Annotated in this window: 16 protein-coding genes and 1 tRNA gene; 12 read left to right on the top strand and 5 right to left on the bottom strand. The window is 61.5% G+C overall.

What is annotated here, in order from left to right:
* Window positions 1–62: 62 nt before the first annotated feature.
* The 5 genes from clpS to ACCO56_RS06400 all read left to right on the top strand — a co-directional run bounded on the left by clpS (window position 63) and on the right by ACCO56_RS06400 (window position 3,510).
* Window positions 63–368 carry an ATP-dependent Clp protease adapter ClpS gene (clpS, locus tag ACCO56_RS06420; protein ID WP_433638791.1) on the top strand — a complete coding sequence of 102 codons (306 nt, stop codon included), beginning with the start codon at window positions 63–65 and terminating at the stop codon, window positions 366–368.
* A gap of 89 nt (window positions 369–457) precedes the next feature.
* Entirely contained in the window at window positions 458–1,219 is a 762-nt protein-coding gene (locus ACCO56_RS06415; RefSeq protein ID WP_433638789.1) for a 3-hydroxyacyl-CoA dehydrogenase, read from the top strand.
* A 94-nt stretch (window positions 1,220–1,313) separates the two neighbouring features.
* Complete coding sequence (locus tag ACCO56_RS06410; RefSeq protein ID WP_433638786.1) at window positions 1,314–2,084, top strand: HugZ family protein; 771 nt, start codon at window positions 1,314–1,316, stop codon at window positions 2,082–2,084.
* A gap of 193 nt (window positions 2,085–2,277) precedes the next feature.
* On the top strand, window positions 2,278–2,613 hold the full coding sequence (locus ACCO56_RS06405) for an ArsR/SmtB family transcription factor (protein ID WP_433638783.1): 336 nt from the start codon (window positions 2,278–2,280) through the stop codon (window positions 2,611–2,613).
* A gap of 45 nt (window positions 2,614–2,658) precedes the next feature.
* Complete coding sequence (locus ACCO56_RS06400) at window positions 2,659–3,510, top strand: TrmH family RNA methyltransferase (protein ID WP_433638780.1); 852 nt, start codon at window positions 2,659–2,661, stop codon at window positions 3,508–3,510.
* A 131-nt stretch (window positions 3,511–3,641) separates the two neighbouring features.
* Here ACCO56_RS06400 and ACCO56_RS06395 read toward each other — a convergent pair whose 3' ends face one another.
* On the bottom strand, window positions 3,642–4,808 hold the full coding sequence (locus ACCO56_RS06395) for a hypothetical protein (RefSeq protein ID WP_433638778.1): 1,167 nt from the start codon (window positions 4,806–4,808) through the stop codon (window positions 3,642–3,644).
* 75 nt (window positions 4,809–4,883) lie between these two features.
* Window positions 4,884–5,465, bottom strand: coding sequence for a DUF1134 domain-containing protein (locus ACCO56_RS06390; protein WP_433638776.1), 582 nt, complete (start codon window positions 5,463–5,465; stop codon window positions 4,884–4,886).
* A gap of 326 nt (window positions 5,466–5,791) precedes the next feature.
* Between ACCO56_RS06390 and chpT the strand changes: the two genes are divergently transcribed.
* Both chpT and ACCO56_RS06380 read left to right on the top strand, forming a co-directional pair.
* Window positions 5,792–6,421: a histidine phosphotransferase ChpT gene (chpT, locus tag ACCO56_RS06385; protein ID WP_433638775.1), complete on the top strand. Its 630-nt coding sequence runs from the start codon at window positions 5,792–5,794 to the stop codon at window positions 6,419–6,421.
* A gap of 189 nt (window positions 6,422–6,610) precedes the next feature.
* On the top strand, window positions 6,611–6,979 hold the full coding sequence (locus ACCO56_RS06380) for a response regulator (protein ID WP_433638772.1): 369 nt from the start codon (window positions 6,611–6,613) through the stop codon (window positions 6,977–6,979).
* Window positions 6,980–7,213: 234 nt separating this feature from the next.
* Here ACCO56_RS06380 and ctrA read toward each other — a convergent pair whose 3' ends face one another.
* On the bottom strand, window positions 7,214–7,909 hold the full coding sequence (gene ctrA, locus ACCO56_RS06375; protein WP_433638770.1) for a response regulator transcription factor CtrA: 696 nt from the start codon (window positions 7,907–7,909) through the stop codon (window positions 7,214–7,216).
* A 445-nt stretch (window positions 7,910–8,354) separates the two neighbouring features.
* Here ctrA and ACCO56_RS06370 point away from each other — a divergent pair, with 445 nt between their 5' ends.
* Window positions 8,355–8,729, top strand: coding sequence for a flagellar export protein FliJ (locus ACCO56_RS06370; protein ID WP_433638769.1), 375 nt, complete (start codon window positions 8,355–8,357; stop codon window positions 8,727–8,729).
* A 196-nt stretch (window positions 8,730–8,925) separates the two neighbouring features.
* The gene (locus ACCO56_RS06365) at window positions 8,926–9,852 is read left to right on the top strand and encodes an NADP-dependent oxidoreductase (RefSeq protein ID WP_433638768.1); all 927 of its coding nucleotides are present in this window, start codon (window positions 8,926–8,928) and stop codon (window positions 9,850–9,852) included.
* A 69-nt stretch (window positions 9,853–9,921) separates the two neighbouring features.
* Here ACCO56_RS06365 and ACCO56_RS06360 read toward each other — a convergent pair whose 3' ends face one another.
* The gene (locus ACCO56_RS06360) at window positions 9,922–10,197 is read right to left on the bottom strand and encodes a DUF1153 domain-containing protein (protein WP_019173843.1); all 276 of its coding nucleotides are present in this window, start codon (window positions 10,195–10,197) and stop codon (window positions 9,922–9,924) included.
* A 248-nt stretch (window positions 10,198–10,445) separates the two neighbouring features.
* Here ACCO56_RS06360 and mnmA point away from each other — a divergent pair, with 248 nt between their 5' ends.
* The gene (gene mnmA, locus ACCO56_RS06355; protein WP_433638765.1) at window positions 10,446–11,636 is read left to right on the top strand and encodes a tRNA 2-thiouridine(34) synthase MnmA; all 1,191 of its coding nucleotides are present in this window, start codon (window positions 10,446–10,448) and stop codon (window positions 11,634–11,636) included.
* Window positions 11,637–11,799: 163 nt separating this feature from the next.
* Here the strand turns inward: mnmA and ACCO56_RS06350 are convergent, their stop codons facing one another.
* Window positions 11,800–12,753: a Gfo/Idh/MocA family protein gene (locus tag ACCO56_RS06350; RefSeq protein WP_433638763.1), complete on the bottom strand. Its 954-nt coding sequence runs from the start codon at window positions 12,751–12,753 to the stop codon at window positions 11,800–11,802.
* Between the two features lie 231 nt (window positions 12,754–12,984).
* On the opposite strand from ACCO56_RS06350, the gene ACCO56_RS06345 reads away from it, so the two are divergent.
* Window positions 12,985–13,061 (top strand) — tRNA-Met (locus ACCO56_RS06345).
* Window positions 13,062–13,915: 854 nt separating this feature from the next.
* Window positions 13,916–14,425 carry a hypothetical protein gene (locus tag ACCO56_RS06340; protein ID WP_433638762.1) on the top strand — a complete coding sequence of 170 codons (510 nt, stop codon included), beginning with the start codon at window positions 13,916–13,918 and terminating at the stop codon, window positions 14,423–14,425.
* Window positions 14,426–15,722: the final 1,297 nt, after the last annotated feature.

The following is a 15,722-nucleotide window of genomic DNA, read 5'->3' as shown; positions in this document are numbered from 1 at the left end:
GAGACGGTGGACCCTGAAGCCTCCATATGCGAAACTGGGGCATCAAGCCTTTGCCTATCGCCATGCCTCAGACAGTCCTGAAACCACGCACCAGGACCCGCCCGAAGATCGAGCGTCCGAAGCTGCACAAGGTCATCCTGGTCAATGACGACTTCACGCCGCGCGAATTCGTGGTGCGCATACTGAAGGCCGAGTTCCGCATGAACCAGGAGCAGGCTTACAACGTGATGATCACGGCCCACCGCCGCGGGGTCTGCGTGGTGGCCGTCTATACGAAGGACGTGGCCGAAACCAAGGCGACACGTGCTACCGATGCCGGGCGCGCGGCCGGATATCCGCTGCTGTTCACGACCGAGCCAGAGGAGTGAACCGCTTCACTTTCCGCTTGGCACTCGCAGCCACACCCGCTTACCATAGCGGGGATTGTTCTAGACTATAACATTTTGGAGGAGACCTCATGAACCCATCAGGCGTTGTCGCGATTGTAACCGGCGGCGGCTCCGGGCTCGGCGAAGCCACGGCACGCGCCCTTGCTGCCAAGGGCGCGAAGCTCGCCATCTTCGATATCGGAATCGAAAGGGCCGAGAGCGTCGCGAACGAGATCGGCGGCATCGCCGTCAAATGCGACGTCTCCAGCGCCGAGAGCGGCGAAGCCGCGCATGCCGAGGTGGCCGAACGGCTCGGCCCGGCGCGCATTCTCGTCAATTGCGCCGGCATCGGCATCGCCATGAAAACCGTTGGCAAGGACGGGGCTCATCCGCTCGACCTCTACCGCAAGGTGATCGAGGTGAACCTCGTCGGCACGTTCAACATGATCCGGCTGTTCGCCGTGCGGGCCCAGGAAGTCGACCCGCTCGAAGGAGGAGAGCGGGGCGTCATCGTCAATACCGCGTCGGTGGCGGCCTTCGACGGCCAGATCGGCCAGGCCGCCTATTCCTCGTCCAAGGGCGGCGTGGTGGGCATGACGCTTCCCGTCGCGCGCGATCTTTCCCGCTCCGGCATCCGCGTCTGCACCATCGCGCCCGGCATCTTCCGCACGCCGATGATGGCCGGCCTTCCGCAGGAGGCGCAGGATTCGCTCGGGCAGCAGGTTCCCTTTCCGCCACGGCTCGGTGATCCCAGGGAATATGCCGCCCTGGCGTGCCACATCGTCGAGAACCAGATGCTGAACGGGGAGACGATCCGCCTCGACGGCGCCATACGCATGGCCCCTAAGTAAGGCGATTGTCGGAGGACGCTTCGCAGGGACGCTTGCAAGGATGAGGATCGTCGAAGATAAGTAGATTTGAATAGTCAGGAATACGGAGCCCGGTATGGAAGAGAAAAAACACGTCATCCGGGAAACCGACGCCCAGGCGATCCGCCTTGCCCGCACCCTGATCCGGGCCGCACGTTACGGCGCGATCGCCGTACTCGACCCCGGGGATGGCGCTCCGATGGCCAGCCGTGTCGCCGTGGCGACGGACCTGGACGGCGCGCCGATCATCCTGGTTTCAGCCCTGTCGGCCCACACCGGGGCGCTCGTTGCCGATCCGCGTTGTTCCTTGCTGGTCGGCGAACCCGGCAAGGGAGACCCGCTGGCCCACCCCCGCATCTCCGTTTCATGCCGGGCCGTTCGTCTGGAGCGTGGAACTCAGGACCATGCGCGGGCGGAAAGGCGCTATCTCAATCGCCATCCCAAGGGAAAGCTTTATGCCGGCTTCCCCGACTTCTCCTTCTTTCGTCTCGAACCCCAGGGCGCGAGCCTCAATGGCGGCTTCGGCAAGGCCTATCTGCTCGGCCGCGCCGATCTCCTGGTGGAGAGCGCAGCGACGGATGAACTCGCGGCGCGCGAGCAGGGTGCGATCGACCATATGAACGAGGATCATGCCGACGCCATCGCGGTTTACGCGAGGCAATTCGCCAAGGCCTCCGGCGACGGCTGGGTTATCACGGGCCTGGATGCCGATGGCATCGACATCGCCAATGGCGATGACATCAGGCGCATCTTTTTCCCGCAACCGCTAGCCGGCGCCGGCGAATTGCGGCAGGCGTTGGTCGATCTCGCAAAGGCCGGGCGCGCGCTCGAAGGAAGCCCGGATTAGATCAGTTTCGACAGCTCGACAAACCTGCAGCGGAAGCGCCGAAGCACGCGCTGGTTGAAGCGCTTGTGGTTCGAAGAGGATGTATTAAGTTAGCAGTCGTGTGGCGATTCACGGTCCGGATTCGGATCGAGCTCGACCGTAAGGCGTTGTTGCCCCCGCAGCGCCTCGGCGGAAAATTACGAATGTGGGAAAGATGACCTCAAGGAAGTTCATCGAAAATTCAGGGGCGGCCGCTGCACTTCTCGCCTTGCTCGGCAACGACAAACGCCTCGTCATCATCAGCCACATTCTCGACAACGAGATGTCGGTCGGGGAGATCGCCGAAAAGGTCTCGCTCAGCCAATCCGCGCTTTCGCAGCACCTTGCGAAATTGCGGAGCCTGGATCTCGTCGAGACGCGCAGGGAAAGGCAGATGATCTTCTATTCCTGCCGCTCGGAAGCGGTCCGTGCCCTGCTCGGAACACTTGACGAAATTTTCGGTGCCGGCCCGCAAATCGAACGTCCGCTGCTACGCCGAAGCGGAACGTGACCGAAAGACTTGCTTTCGCAGCAATCGCACGGCAATCCGCGGTGCATGAGACCGGAAAAACATGTCAAAACCCATCCTGAACCGGGCAGGCTCCCCACGGCGGAGCTGATCACCGATCCTGACGATCCGCGCGTATCAGCCTTCCGGAACATCCGCGAGCGCGATCTGGTTGGTCGCGAGGGGCGTTTCATCGCCGAAGGCAAGGTCGTTCTCGACGTGCTCCTTTCGGCAGGACGCTTCCCGGTCGAGTCCATCCTTGTCCTGGAGAACCGCCTCCCCGGACTTGCCGGGACATTGAGCCAGGTCCCGGCGGGAGTACCTGTCTACGTCGCCTCCGCCGGGGTCATGGACGCGATCGCCGGTTTTCATATCCATAGGGGGATCCTGGCGCTCGGACGGCGTCGGCCCTCGGAAACGGCCGCGGCGGTGCTGGCCGGCTCCCCCTCGGATGCCGCCTTGGTGGTCGTGCTCGTCGGCATTGCCAATCATGACAATGTCGGCGCGATCTTCAGAAACGCCGCGGCCTTCGGGGCCGACGCGGTGCTTCTGGATTCGACCAGTTGCGATCCCCTCTACCGGAAGGCCACGCGCGTTTCGGTTGGCGCTACCCTCAAGGTACCCTTCGCTGGCGGACAAACCACCGAGGACCTGCTCGAGGCCCTGGATCGCCATGACTTCATCCCGATCGCCCTGTCACCTCGCGGAACCGAGGACATTCGAACGATGGAGCGTCCACGGCGGGCGGCCCTCTTCCTCGGCACGGAGGGCGACGGGCTGCCGCACGCCCTGATGGAAAAGATGCGAACGGCACGCATCGCCATGGCCCCCGGCTTCGACAGCCTCAACGTCGCGACGGCGGCGGCAATCGCCTTGCACGAATTGCGGGAGAAGAGATAGCCGGTCCGGCCTTGCAGGCCGGCAAACCTGCAACGTGTCGCGTGAAAAAAGGATTCACGCGACACGTTGCAGGTTCTTGGTTTGCGCATGCTTTTTTCCCGAAACCGCTGCACACTTTCGGGAGACATGCTTTATGTTGGCGTTTTCTGGAGCGCCTTCACGCGGTCAGCGAGGCTTGTGATCTTGCCGGCGGCATCCGCTCCGGCCGGCGCCGGCGCAGCGAGCGCCTTGCCGGCAGGCGAGTCCGGCCCCTCGATCGCCACGGTCATGGCCACCATCTCTGCCGCCAGACCTCCGATCCCCTGGCGGAGCTCGGCGCTCTCCTTGGCCGTGAGGTCGCCCCGAAGCTTTCGGTTCTCGCGCGTCAAGCTCGTTAGTCGCGCCGCGAGCCTGTCGCGCTCCTCCTTGAGCTTGGCGACCGTCTGTTCGATTTCGGCGTTTGAATGGTCCATGGATGCCTCCTTTGCGGCAACCGTCGGTGCCTGTGTCGCCGGACTGGCCTGCACGGGCGCTTGCGACGACGCCTTGGTCGTCGCCTTCACCCGCTCCTTCAGCCGGGTGATCTCCCTGTCGCGGCGTCCGAGCTTTTCATCGCGGTCTGCAAGCTCCGACATCAGTTCTTGATGCTTCCTTTCCAGCTCTTCGATCTTCTTCTTCCCGGCGGCCACCGTCTCCCGGGCAAGACGCATTTCGACGGCGGCATCCGTGAGCCGCCGTTCATCCTCGTTGCGTCGGTCCCGGATTTCCGCCATCTCGCCAGTCAGCTTGTCGACCTCGGCCTCGCGGGCGACCAACTCGATCTGACGATTGCTCGAGACGAGTAACGCTTCGTTATGCATGCGGCCGAGCTTCTCGATCTCTTCTGCCCGCTCGCCGAGGAGTTTGTCCGCCGCAGCAAGCCGGTCTTTGAACCGCTTGATTTCCTCTTCACGCCGGAGCAACTCGGTGCTCAACCCACCGCTTGCATCCGAGACCTGTGCCAGCGCCTTGTCACGCTCGGCGATTTCGGAAGCCAGGCGTTTCATCTCCAGCCGGTCGCGCTCGATCTCGATGGTCTGCGCGGTCGTTTTTTCGCGCAGCGATTTCATTCTCATTTCGAGGCGCCGTGTCGCCATGGCGAACTGCGCCCGCATACCATCCTTGTCGGCCTGAATTTCTGCCTGGGACAAAGGCGTGGAAGCCTCCATGCGCCGGCGCGTGAGCACAAGGGCCCGCCGCCAGATGGCAGGCGCGACCATTACCGCCAGGAACCCGGCGCACAAAAAACCCAAGGCGAAGAAGAGTATGGACTGGATCACGCGTCGCCACCTTTTGGACTCTCTTTGCCACAGGGCAACCTGCCGAATCCAGTGCCGCGCGGCACCGTCATCCGGTCAGAACGGATTCCAGGTCGGACTTTCCGTCAGCTTGAGGTAACCGACCTTGACACCCAGGCGGGCGCCCACACCCGTACGCACGGGCACCAGCAGGACATTGCCGTTCTTCAGCACCTCGAAGCCGAGGCCGGCTACGGCATAGGCCGAACCGGCGACACCGCCGAAGCGCCGGTAGACACTGGAGATATCGTCCAGATTATAGACGAGGATCATGGTGCGCGAGCCGGCGCCGCCGAAATCCCAGCCGAGCGACGGTCCCTGCCAGAACACCTTATGGTCCCCTGCATTCTTGGTGTAGAGCGTACCTTCGCCATAGGTGACCCCGCCAAAGAAAGCGCCTGAACCCTCCTCGCCGAGCACATAACCGTTGGGCAGCCCGTATGAAGCGAAGATCTTCTCGATCAGCGTTCCCAGGCCGCCGGAGGTCGCACCGAAGAAGCGGTGGCCGGAATCGACGATTTCCTGGGCTGTGTATTCTTCCGCACGCGAAACGCTGGCAGCGAAGATGAGAATCGCCAGGGAAAAGAACGACGCCGCGATCAGCCGAACGAATTGTCGGCCTTCAAGTCTGCAAAACATGCTTCCTGTCTCCGTTCGGGAGCACATCTGCCGACGCCCGGCCCCTACCGTTCTTGGCGACGATTCGGCGACCATTACCTGGCAAGCTATGCCGTAATCCTTTTTCAACCATTAAGCTCTCATATCAAGATGGCAGATCGATGATCGTCAGCCAGCCGCCGCGCCCACATTTCCGCGCTTTCCTGGTTCTCGCGACGGCAGCCCGCGCTCCGGTTTCTTGCTGATGGAGGGACCGCTGTGTAAACCGATTCCCGATGAAGCAGGCGTGATTCGCACATGCCTCGGGTCATCTTCAACGGCAGGCAAGCACGATCCAGGAATCTTTCATGGCCGACCTCCACACGCTCTCCGCACCCGACCTCGCCGCCCTTTTGTGCAGCAGGGTCTGCCACGACATAATTTCTCCGGTCGGTGCCATCAACAACGGACTCGAGCTCCTGGATGAAGGAGGCGCCGACGAGGATGCCATGAACCTCATCCGCGCCAGTGCACGCAACGCGTCGGCCCGACTGCAATTCGCCCGCATTGCCTTCGGCGCAGCGGGATCGGCCGGCATGCTGATCGACACGGGCGACGCCGAGGCGGTGACCGCGGCCTATATCCGCAACGAGAAGCCGGAGCTTGTCTGGAATGGGCAACGAGCGCTTTTGCCCAAGAACAAAGTGAAACTCCTGCTCAACCTCGTCCTGATCGCCATTGGCACCATTCCCCGCGGCGGCAAGATCACCGTGTCGCTTGACGATGTCGAGACCGAGCCGAAATTCACGCTCGCTTCTTCCGGCCCGATGGTGCGCGTGCCGCCGAAGTTCCTGGAGCTGCATTCCGGTCAGAGGCCGGAAGAGCCGATCGACGCACATTCTGTTCAGCCCTACTACACGCTGCTCCTGGCGCGCGAGGCTGGCATGACCATCTCGATTCGCGCCACTCCCGAGGAAATCCTGCTTTCGGCCGCTTGAGTGGCGGCCAGCCCTCTTTTCCAGGGATGAGCGGAGGGGGTCGTTACAGATTTAATTATCGGTTTTCCCGGTTCTTTACGCGGGTCCGTTAGCATCGTTCCCAGCTTACAGGCTAATCCTGGACGCGGACACTTGCCGAGGCACGTGACGCTCCAATGGCTTTATTTCGTGGCGTGGGGAAACTGGAAAATGAAGCGGTGCATGTTCGTCGACGACTCGAACGTCGTTCGGAAGGTCGCCAAGCGTATCCTCAACAGCCCCGATATGTTGGTGATCGAGGCCGACAGCGGTCAGGGTGCGCTCGACATGTGCGGCGCAGACATGCCTGACATCATCGTCGTCGACGGAGTCCTTCCCGACATGAGCGCGGAGGAATTCATCCGGCGCGTGCGCCGGATGCCGAGCGCCGTCAAGCCGCAGATCGCCGTGAGCCTGGTGGAGGTCGACATCGGTGCGATCATGCGCGCCAAGCGTGCCGGCGCGCAAGGTTATCTCCTGAAACCGTTCAATCGCCCGCAGCTTCTCGAACGCTTCCGCCAGCTCGACGCGGCTGCTTGATACCGGCGGCAATGAGGATTGACCTTTGCGCAAGCCCCTCATCTACTTGCCGGCATCTCTCCGCGCATTTCGCGGGAGAGATGTCTCGCAGGACAGTGAGGAGCAACCCGCTGCCGGTCAAAGATCAACGTCCACGGTATGAGGCACTCGAGACTACTTCGACCTGGACGGGCTAGCTCCGGCAAACAAAAACCCGGCGCGAGGCCGGGTTCGATGGCTGAGCGGCAGGCGCGGTCAGGCGCTGGCGCGGATTTCTTCCGGCTCGCGCAGAACGTAGCCGCGTCCCCACACGGTCTCGATGTAGTTCTGCCCGCCGGACGAAGCGTCGAGCTTCTTCCTGAGCTTGCAGATGAAGACGTCGATGATCTTCAGCTCCGGCTCGTCCATGCCGCCATAGAGATGGTTGAGGAACATTTCCTTGGTGAGCGTGGTGCCCTTGCGAAGCGAGAGCAACTCCAGCATCTGGTATTCCTTGCCGGTCAGATGCACGCGCTGTCCGGCGACCTCGACCGTCTTGGCATCCAGGTTGACGAGCAGATCGCCGGTGACGATGATCGACTGGGCATGCCCTTTCGAACGGCGGACGATGGCGTGGATACGCGCCACCAGTTCGTCCTTGTGGAAAGGCTTCGTCATGTAGTCGTCGGCTCCGAAGCCGAGGCCACGCACCTTGTCCTCAATGCCGGCCATGCCGGAGAGGATCAGGATCGGCGTCTTGACCTTCGACAGGCGCAGCGTGCGCAACACCTCGTAACCAGACATGTCGGGCAGGTTGAGGTCCAGGAGAATGATATCGTAGTCGTAGAGCTTGCCGAGGTCGACACCCTCTTCGCCGAGATCGGTCGTATAGACGTTGAAGCTCTCCGATTTCAGCATCAGCTCGATGCTCTGTGCGGTCGCACTGTCGTCTTCAATCAGCAGAACACGCATTCCATTCCCCTTTCTGCCGCCGCGCCGGTCCTGAACTTCCGGCGCCGAAGCAGTGATTGCCTGAATCGGAGGCTGCCATCAAATGGTTAACAAAATCTGATTCCGCTTGGCAAGCGTTATCTGATTTTTCAGCTTCTCGACACACCTTCTTGAATCTAAACATTAAACGCAGGAGCCAAATCCTTATGCGGAACTTTAACAAACCGCCGCAAGAGACTCCCGCGACTCGGCTTGTTCAGGTCGACCGCAACGCCGGAATTTTTACCGTGCCTTAAGTCCTGACGCGTATGATTAACAATGCCCGTAAACGAATGGTTACCATCGGCCAAAATCTTAGGGATTTGTTTCCTTTCGGCAGACAGGCTGGTGGACGGGCAACGGAGCCGCCTTTCCGGGCGGTGGCGGTTCCGATGCGACGCCGGTTGGTATTGTGGAGTAGCTAGTCATGAAGTCACGTGAGAATCTCGTCCGGTTAAAGCAGTTCCAGGTGAACGAGAAGCGCAGACAACTCACGCAGCTCGACACCATGATCGCCGAATTCGACCGGATGGCGAACGAGCTCGACGTCCAGATCGTCGCCGAGGAAAAGAAGGCTGGTATCACCGACACCAGCCATTTCGCCTATCCCACCTTCGCGAAGGCGGCGCGTCTGCGTCGCGACAACCTCAAGAATTCGCAATACGACCTGATGCAGCAGAAGAAGGCTGCCGAGTCCTTGCTGGCCGAGGCCGAAGCGGAGCTCTCCAAAGCCGAAATGCTGGAATCTCGCGATTCCCGGGCACGGGACGCGGAAGGCGGCCGTAGCGCCATGATCGGCTGACGGTCGCGCCCTGCCGGCGTATCCTATTTCGACACTATCCGCTGTTTCCAAAGGCCTCGGAGCGAGATCGTCTCGCGCTGGGCCCTGCATCTCTCTCTTCTCGAACAAAAGCCCCTGGAAAAGCGCGCGCCGCAATCCAGATGATATGGCGCGGCGTCGCGAGCGGGCGTCGCTCTTCGCGAGGGGGAGGCTGCGGATGCGCACCGTCACGCAAAGGGCATTCGGAGGGCCCGAGGTTCTCACACTGTCAGAGGGGCCCGATCCTGTGCTGGGCCCGGGCGACATCCTCGTTGGGGTCAAGGCGGCGGGCATAAACCCAGTCGATGCGGCCGTCCGTGCCGGCCTCTACCCGCTCCTGGGCGACCCACCCTTCGTCCTGGGCTGGGATATCTCCGGCGTGATCGAGGCAGTCGGATCGGGCGTTACAGGCGTGGCTGCCGGCGACGCCGTGTTTGGCATGCCACGCTTTCCCAAGCAGGCGGCCGCCTATGCCGAGAAGGTCGCGGCTCCGGCAAGCGAGCTCGCGCCCAAGCCGCGGGGGCTGAACCACATCCATGCCGCAGCCTTGCCGCTTGCCGGCCTTACTGCTTGGCAGGCGTTGGTCGATGCCGGTGCGCTGAAAGCAGGCCAGAGAGTGCTCGTCCACGGCGCGGCCGGTGGCGTGGGCCATCTTGCCGTCCAGATCGCCAAGGCGCGGGGCGCTTTCGTGATCGCGACCGCGAGCGAGAACAAGACGGATTTCGTCCGCAACCTCGGAGCAGACGAAGTAATCGACTACCGCAAGGAGGACTTTACACGGCACGCGCTCGAGATCGACATAGCGCTCGAGACGGTGGGCGGCGATCACGCGTCCGAGACTGTCAAGACGTTGCGATGGGGAGGCGTGCTGGTGTCGCTTCTGGCCGTGAACGACGCGGCCACGACCGCTGCCCGGGAGCGCCGCATCAGGGTCGAACGCATGTCGGTGCGTCCTGACAGGGCCGCGCTTCTCGAACTCGCGCGGCTTGTCGAAGCGGGCAAGCTCAAGGTCCATGTGGAGCGGACCTTCGATCTGGCCGAAGCCGCGGCGGCGCACGTCTTTCTCGCCACCAGGCCCAAGGGCAAGATCGTTCTGACGACCTGAATGCGAATACGGAACGAGGGCGTATGGTGCTGCGCCCTCGGCTCGCCGGGAGCCCGAATGGTCCCTATCTCAGTGACGGTATTGCTGGATCCTGGTGGTACGCAGACCTGCAAGACCGTATTCATCGATCGATGCCTGCCAGGAGAGGAATTCCTCGGTGGTGAGCTTGTAGCGCTGACATGCCTCATCGAGGCTCAACAGCCCACCGCGCACGGCAGCGACGACTTCGGCCTTGCGCCGGATGACCCAGCGCCTCGTGTTCGAGGGCGGCAGGTCGGCAATCGTGAGCGGACTGCCGTCGGGCCCGATCACATACTTGACTCGCGGTCTAACCAGATCGGTCATCGTACTCTCTACACTACTCAAAGACCTAATCCTCCCCAGACTAGCCGCACAGCTTTAAAAAAGGCCTAAACGAGGAAGATGGGCTGTAGAGCCTGACTTAACCAAGGATTCACCACGATCGGGCGGATTCGTACCGGGTTCGAGGACGGCCGAGGCGCCGTCCGTCCGAGGTGGCGGCGGCGCTTTGCTTGACCTATATTGCGAGGGTTGGCATGAAGCGCCGCTATCAAGCATCGGAACCTGAGCCCATGAACAGCCTGGATCTCCCGGCCCGTCCTGAAGACACCCGCGTCGTCGTGGCGATGTCGGGTGGCGTCGATTCCTCGGTTGTAGCCGGCATCCTGAAGCACGAGGGTTACTCCGTGATCGGAGTGACGTTGCAGCTCTACGACCACGGAGCGGCGACCCATCGCACCGGCTCCTGCTGCGCGGGCCAGGACATCGCCGACGCGCGCCGCGTCGCCGAGACGCTCGGCATTCCCCACTACGTGCTCGATTACGAGGAGCGCTTCCGCAAGGCAGTGATCGATCCCTTTGCGCAAAGCTACGTCTCCGGCGAGACGCCCATCCCCTGCGTTTCCTGCAACCAGACGGTCAAGTTCGCGGATCTGCTGGAGACAGCGCGCGACCTCGGCGCCGATGCGCTGGCCACGGGACATTACATTCGCTCGCGCGCCAACGGCGCGCATCGGGCGCTCTATAGGCCCGTCGATGCCGATCGCGACCAGAGTTATTTCCTTTTCGCCACCACCCAGGAGCAGATTGATTATCTGCGCTTCCCCTTGGGCGGCATGTCGAAGCCCGAGGTCCGCAAGATCGCCGAAGAGATGGGCCTGACCGTCGCGGCCAAGGCCGACAGCCAGGACATCTGCTTCGTCCCGCAGGGCAAGTATTCAGACATCATCGCCAAGCTGAAGCCGGAGGCCGCTTCCCCCGGCGATATTGTCCACATAGACGGGCGCGTGCTCGGGCGCCACGAGGGCATCCTGCGCTATACGATCGGCCAGCGCCGCGGCATCGGCATCGCTTCGGGCGAGCCGCTTTATGTCGTTCACCTCGATGCCGACCGCGCACGTGTCATCGTCGGCCCAAGGGAAGCGCTGGAGACGCATAAGATTTACCTGCGCGCCATCAACTGGCTGGGCGACACCGCGCTCACGCAGATTCCCGAAGAGGGCCTGGAACTCTACGCCAAGGTGCGTTCCACGCGCCCGCCGCGGCCGGCGATGCTTCACCATCGCGACGGCAAGGTCTGGGTCGAACTCGCCCAGGGCGAATCCGGCATCGCACCGGGTCAGGCATGTGTGCTCTACTCGGACGACGGCAACGAGGCCCGCGTTTTCGGCGGCGGCTTCATCGAGCGTTCCGAGCGGGGTGCCGAAGCGGAGGCGATGCTGTCGCGGCTCGCCTCCGCGCCGGCCCGCATTCCTGCTGAATGAGGGCAGACAACCAGGGCGCCGTGCCTCCGCACCGACGCATGGCTGTGGCTTTATGCCTTTAAACGGCGCGGCACCGCCCGCAAATGCTTCAAGCAGGTGAAGCGTGCATCCCTGCCCCGCGCCCGCAAGTCGCCGGGATGGGCAGACATTGAATTTCTTTGCCTCAACCGTGCGAAACAGTGCCGGCAGTAAGGATCTGCAAAACGCGGATAGCTTCCTCGCCGTCGGTCCGCGGTTCGGCCCGAGTGGCGATGCAATCCATGAAATGCTGCAACTCACGCGTCAGCGGCATGCCCTGTTCGACCGGCACGTATGACGGTTCGTTCTGGGTGAAGGCCCATTGTCCGCTGTCCTGCCAGATTGCGTGGCGGTAGACGGCGAGCTTGCGTTCCCAGGGTTCGACGTCGTCGAACACGGCCATGGCCTTGGTGCCGACGACGGTCAGCCGGCGCTCGCGGTAGGGATTGAGCCGCGATGCGAAGAGATGGCTCCGCAGGCCGCTTGGAAAGTGCATATGGAGGAGCGCGAAGTCACTCAGGTGATCGAGCAGTGCCGCCCCCTCCCCGCGAACTTCGTCCGGGGCCTCGCCCGTTATCGCCAGAATCATAGACAGATCATGCGGCGCAAGGTCCCAGAGCGCATCATTTTCGGTGTGGAACTTGCCGAGGCCGAGCCGGTGGGAGTGGACATAGCGGATTTCGCCGAGCTCGCCCTGGTCGATCAGCTCCTTGAGCTTCTCGAACGCCGGATGGAAACGCAGGACATGGCCCACCATAAAAACACGATCATGCGCCTTGGCCGCGGCCACCGCGCGCTCGGCATCGGGAACGGTCAGCGCGATCGGTTTCTCGACCAGCACGTCCTTGCCGTTCTCGACGGCGGCAATCGCCAGCTCGGCATGGAACTGAGGCGGCAGCGCCATGACGACAGCATCGATGTCTTCGCGCCGGAAGAGCTCATCCGGTGGGATCGCCAGGCATTCCTGTTCGGTGGCGAAACCTTCCGCGCGCGCGAGGTTCGCGTCGGAGACCGCGTAGAGGGTGCCGAGCGCCTTGAGGGTGCGGATATGGTTACTGCCCCAATACCCGCAACCAAGGACAGCGATGCGCGGTTTCATGTAATCCGTGACTCTAGAAATCGTGGCGGAGACATAACGGCGGGGCCGCCCGAACTCAACCCCTGCGGGGTCCGGCGGCAAGGAGCGGATCGTCGCGGTTATGTGCAAATACGGCACCGGAAAAGCCAAGCTGCGTGCTTGACAGGCTCGGCATCGCAACCTTATATCCGCGCGTCCTCGGCGCCCCGCCCGATCCGCTTATCTCAAGCGCGACCCGGAAGGCACCATCGGGGCGGAGTAGCTCAGTCGGTTAGAGCAGAGGAATCATAATCCTTGTGTCGGGGGTTCGAATCCCTCCTCCGCTACCAAATTTACCAAGCAATTCAGCATCTTAGGAACAGTCATCCTGCGGACTTGCGGCTTATCCATGTGGCATCGTGTTGCGCGATGCTCCCCTTGTTTTCTGCGGGTTCTCGCTCGACCACGGCTAGTCCGCGCGACATAGAATGCAACATGACGGGGCGGCAGGAGGAGCATCGCTGTGCTCACCTGTGATCGATCACATGTCACTGCGGAAATCGGCAGTGTGTCTCGGGTGAGTTGGCTACTCGGCCGGCCCTTTGAGCCTCACGCCAGGCCCGCCACCATTCTCGGGAATGAACTGGTGCAGGGGGATCGGATGTCCGAGCTTGTGACAAAGAAGGACCTGGAGCTGGTATTAAAAATTCAGACGACCCGGCTCACGAAAAATCTGACAGTGATATGGGGCATTGCACTTCTCTTTTTCGTGATGGCTGTGCTCATCATCGAATAATCAGCGACCGCCGACGCGGATCAAATATCCTGCCGCGCGCGCAAGGCTCGCTCCTGTAGCATGTCCGACGATCCCTTAGCGCCTCGACCGGCCGGTTCGCCTACAGGCGTTTTTGAACACTGGCGCGACTACCAGAGCTGCAACGCTGGGGCGGTTGGGGCTTCCCGCGGGGCAAGACCACTGTCTGGCCCGATGACGGCAAGGTGACGTTTTATCTCTCCGGCCATGGAGCGCCCATCACGATACCCATCGACGCCGAAGAGATCGTCCACGTCGAGAACCCTAAGGGTAACCGGGAACGCGGCCGATCCGATTGACACAGCTCTGTCTGCGAGATCACAACTGAGCGACCTAGCAGAAATCGCTCGCGACGAGCCGACCGATTTCTGGTAAATTGAGGTACCGCAAATGAAGGCCGCTTTTTGCTGGATCAGCAACGGCCTATTCATCGGCGAGGATCCGATCATGAATAAGATCATGTCTTGCTTGGGCGGCACGAACGTGGTTGTCGCCTTCGCCGTTATCGGCATCGTTCCAGCAATCGGTGCGCCGATTAATCTGCCAATGAAGCAGATCGCCCACCCGTCGGAAATCACCTACGTAGACTGGCATGGCGGCGGCTGGCATGGCGGCGGCTGGCATGGCGGCGGCTGGTACCCGGGTGGCTACCATGGCGGCCGGCACCCCGGTTATGGCGGCTATTACGGTGATGACTTCTTGGTTGCCGGAGGGGCGCTATTGCTTGGGGCTCTAGTCGGCAGCGCCATTGTCAACAGCGCCTATCAGGGTGATCGCTACTATCAGGAAGATAGGTACCCACACAGGTACAGGCGCCCCTACTACAGCCACAGATACTCATACACGCCATACATTTCCCATCACGGTGACCCGTACCTTGGATGGCAACGCGGCTTTTAGGCCGCCCCTAGCGCATCCCCCCGCCGGGGCGTGAGGCCAGTACGGCATGGCCATCCCTGCCCTAGCCGTCCTCATCCCACGAGAGCAGATGCGCCCGCGGGTCGACCGTGAGGCTTGGGAACACCTTACAGCGTCGTCCTCTTTAGGCCGCCGTTTCTTCTTGCGCGGTCGCTGTTCTTACTCTTAGGCACCTCGTTAAAATCGTTTAGGTCATCAGAGGATTGCGGGTCGAGACGATGCGCTATCGCGAGATCATAGATGACCCTCAGGATGTTTCGATCCTGCACATCAGGGTCGCTCAAGGCAACAGAGAAGCCTTGACAATATTGGCACTCGTCGCCTTCGGAACTTTGGCGACAATATGTTGAAATAGAGCCTCCCTCACCAAACCCTGTTCTGCACCATCGACGAGAGCGTCGTAGATTTTCTGAAGCTTACCGCCCAAGGCAATACCCTGTAGCAAAGCGACACTGCCACTGTGTAATACGTCACGATTCCCTTCTCAGAGTGGGGAATTTCGGGTGTGGACGCAAGCTCGTACGGTTGCGACTATTGTCTTGGATTGACCTAAAGCAATTTTGAACAGCATATAGACAACTTGATGGGTGAATCGCTCTTTAATGAGGAGCAATATGGCCAACCATAGATACGTTTCAATTGCAACTATTCTGGTAACCTTAGCAATCACGAACCTTCCGGCGCATGCGGCCGAGAGTGCATTAGCTGGCTTCCCCTTCATAGTGCATTGCGAGAACGCTGGCGTTCATCGGGCCTATTACCTGGCAAGGGTCGACGCCAGTGGCGTCGCTGTCTACATCTCGCCCGATAATCTAGCGGGAACAATCACACTTCACGGGACGGCCGAGCCGGTGGGCGGGGAGTGGGCGGGGAGTTGTGCAGGCAAGACACTCCAGCAGTTGAGGGAAGCTGGCCAAGCCTTTGATCTGCGCTAATCTGTGAAACCATGGTCGAATTTGGAAACCAGGCTGCATCCTATGACCAAAACAAGACTGGTAATTGTGGCTCTTGTGTCTGTTCTTCTAAGTGCATGTCAAAGCTCAAGCTATGACACCTCCGTCCCAACAGCCAGTTTGGGTGTGGGCCCAATGTTTCCTGACGGCGGCACTTCCTACACGGCTTGGCAGCGAGGTTTCTAGACCGTCATGGCCCCCGAACTTTCACCGAGGAACGGCTCCGCTTTCCGGCGCGACGGGTGGGGACATAAAGAAGCGGGGCCGACCGAAACAGGAGGCCCCTTTGAAGGCTCATATGCGTCGGCAGCCAGCTCTCTCTCGAG

This window comes from Mesorhizobium sp. 1B3 (assembly GCF_050958605.1).
Taxonomy (GTDB): Bacteria; Pseudomonadota; Alphaproteobacteria; order Rhizobiales; family Rhizobiaceae.
The sequence above is the reverse complement of the archived record's forward strand: the minus strand, read 5'-3'. Positions and strand labels throughout refer to the sequence as shown.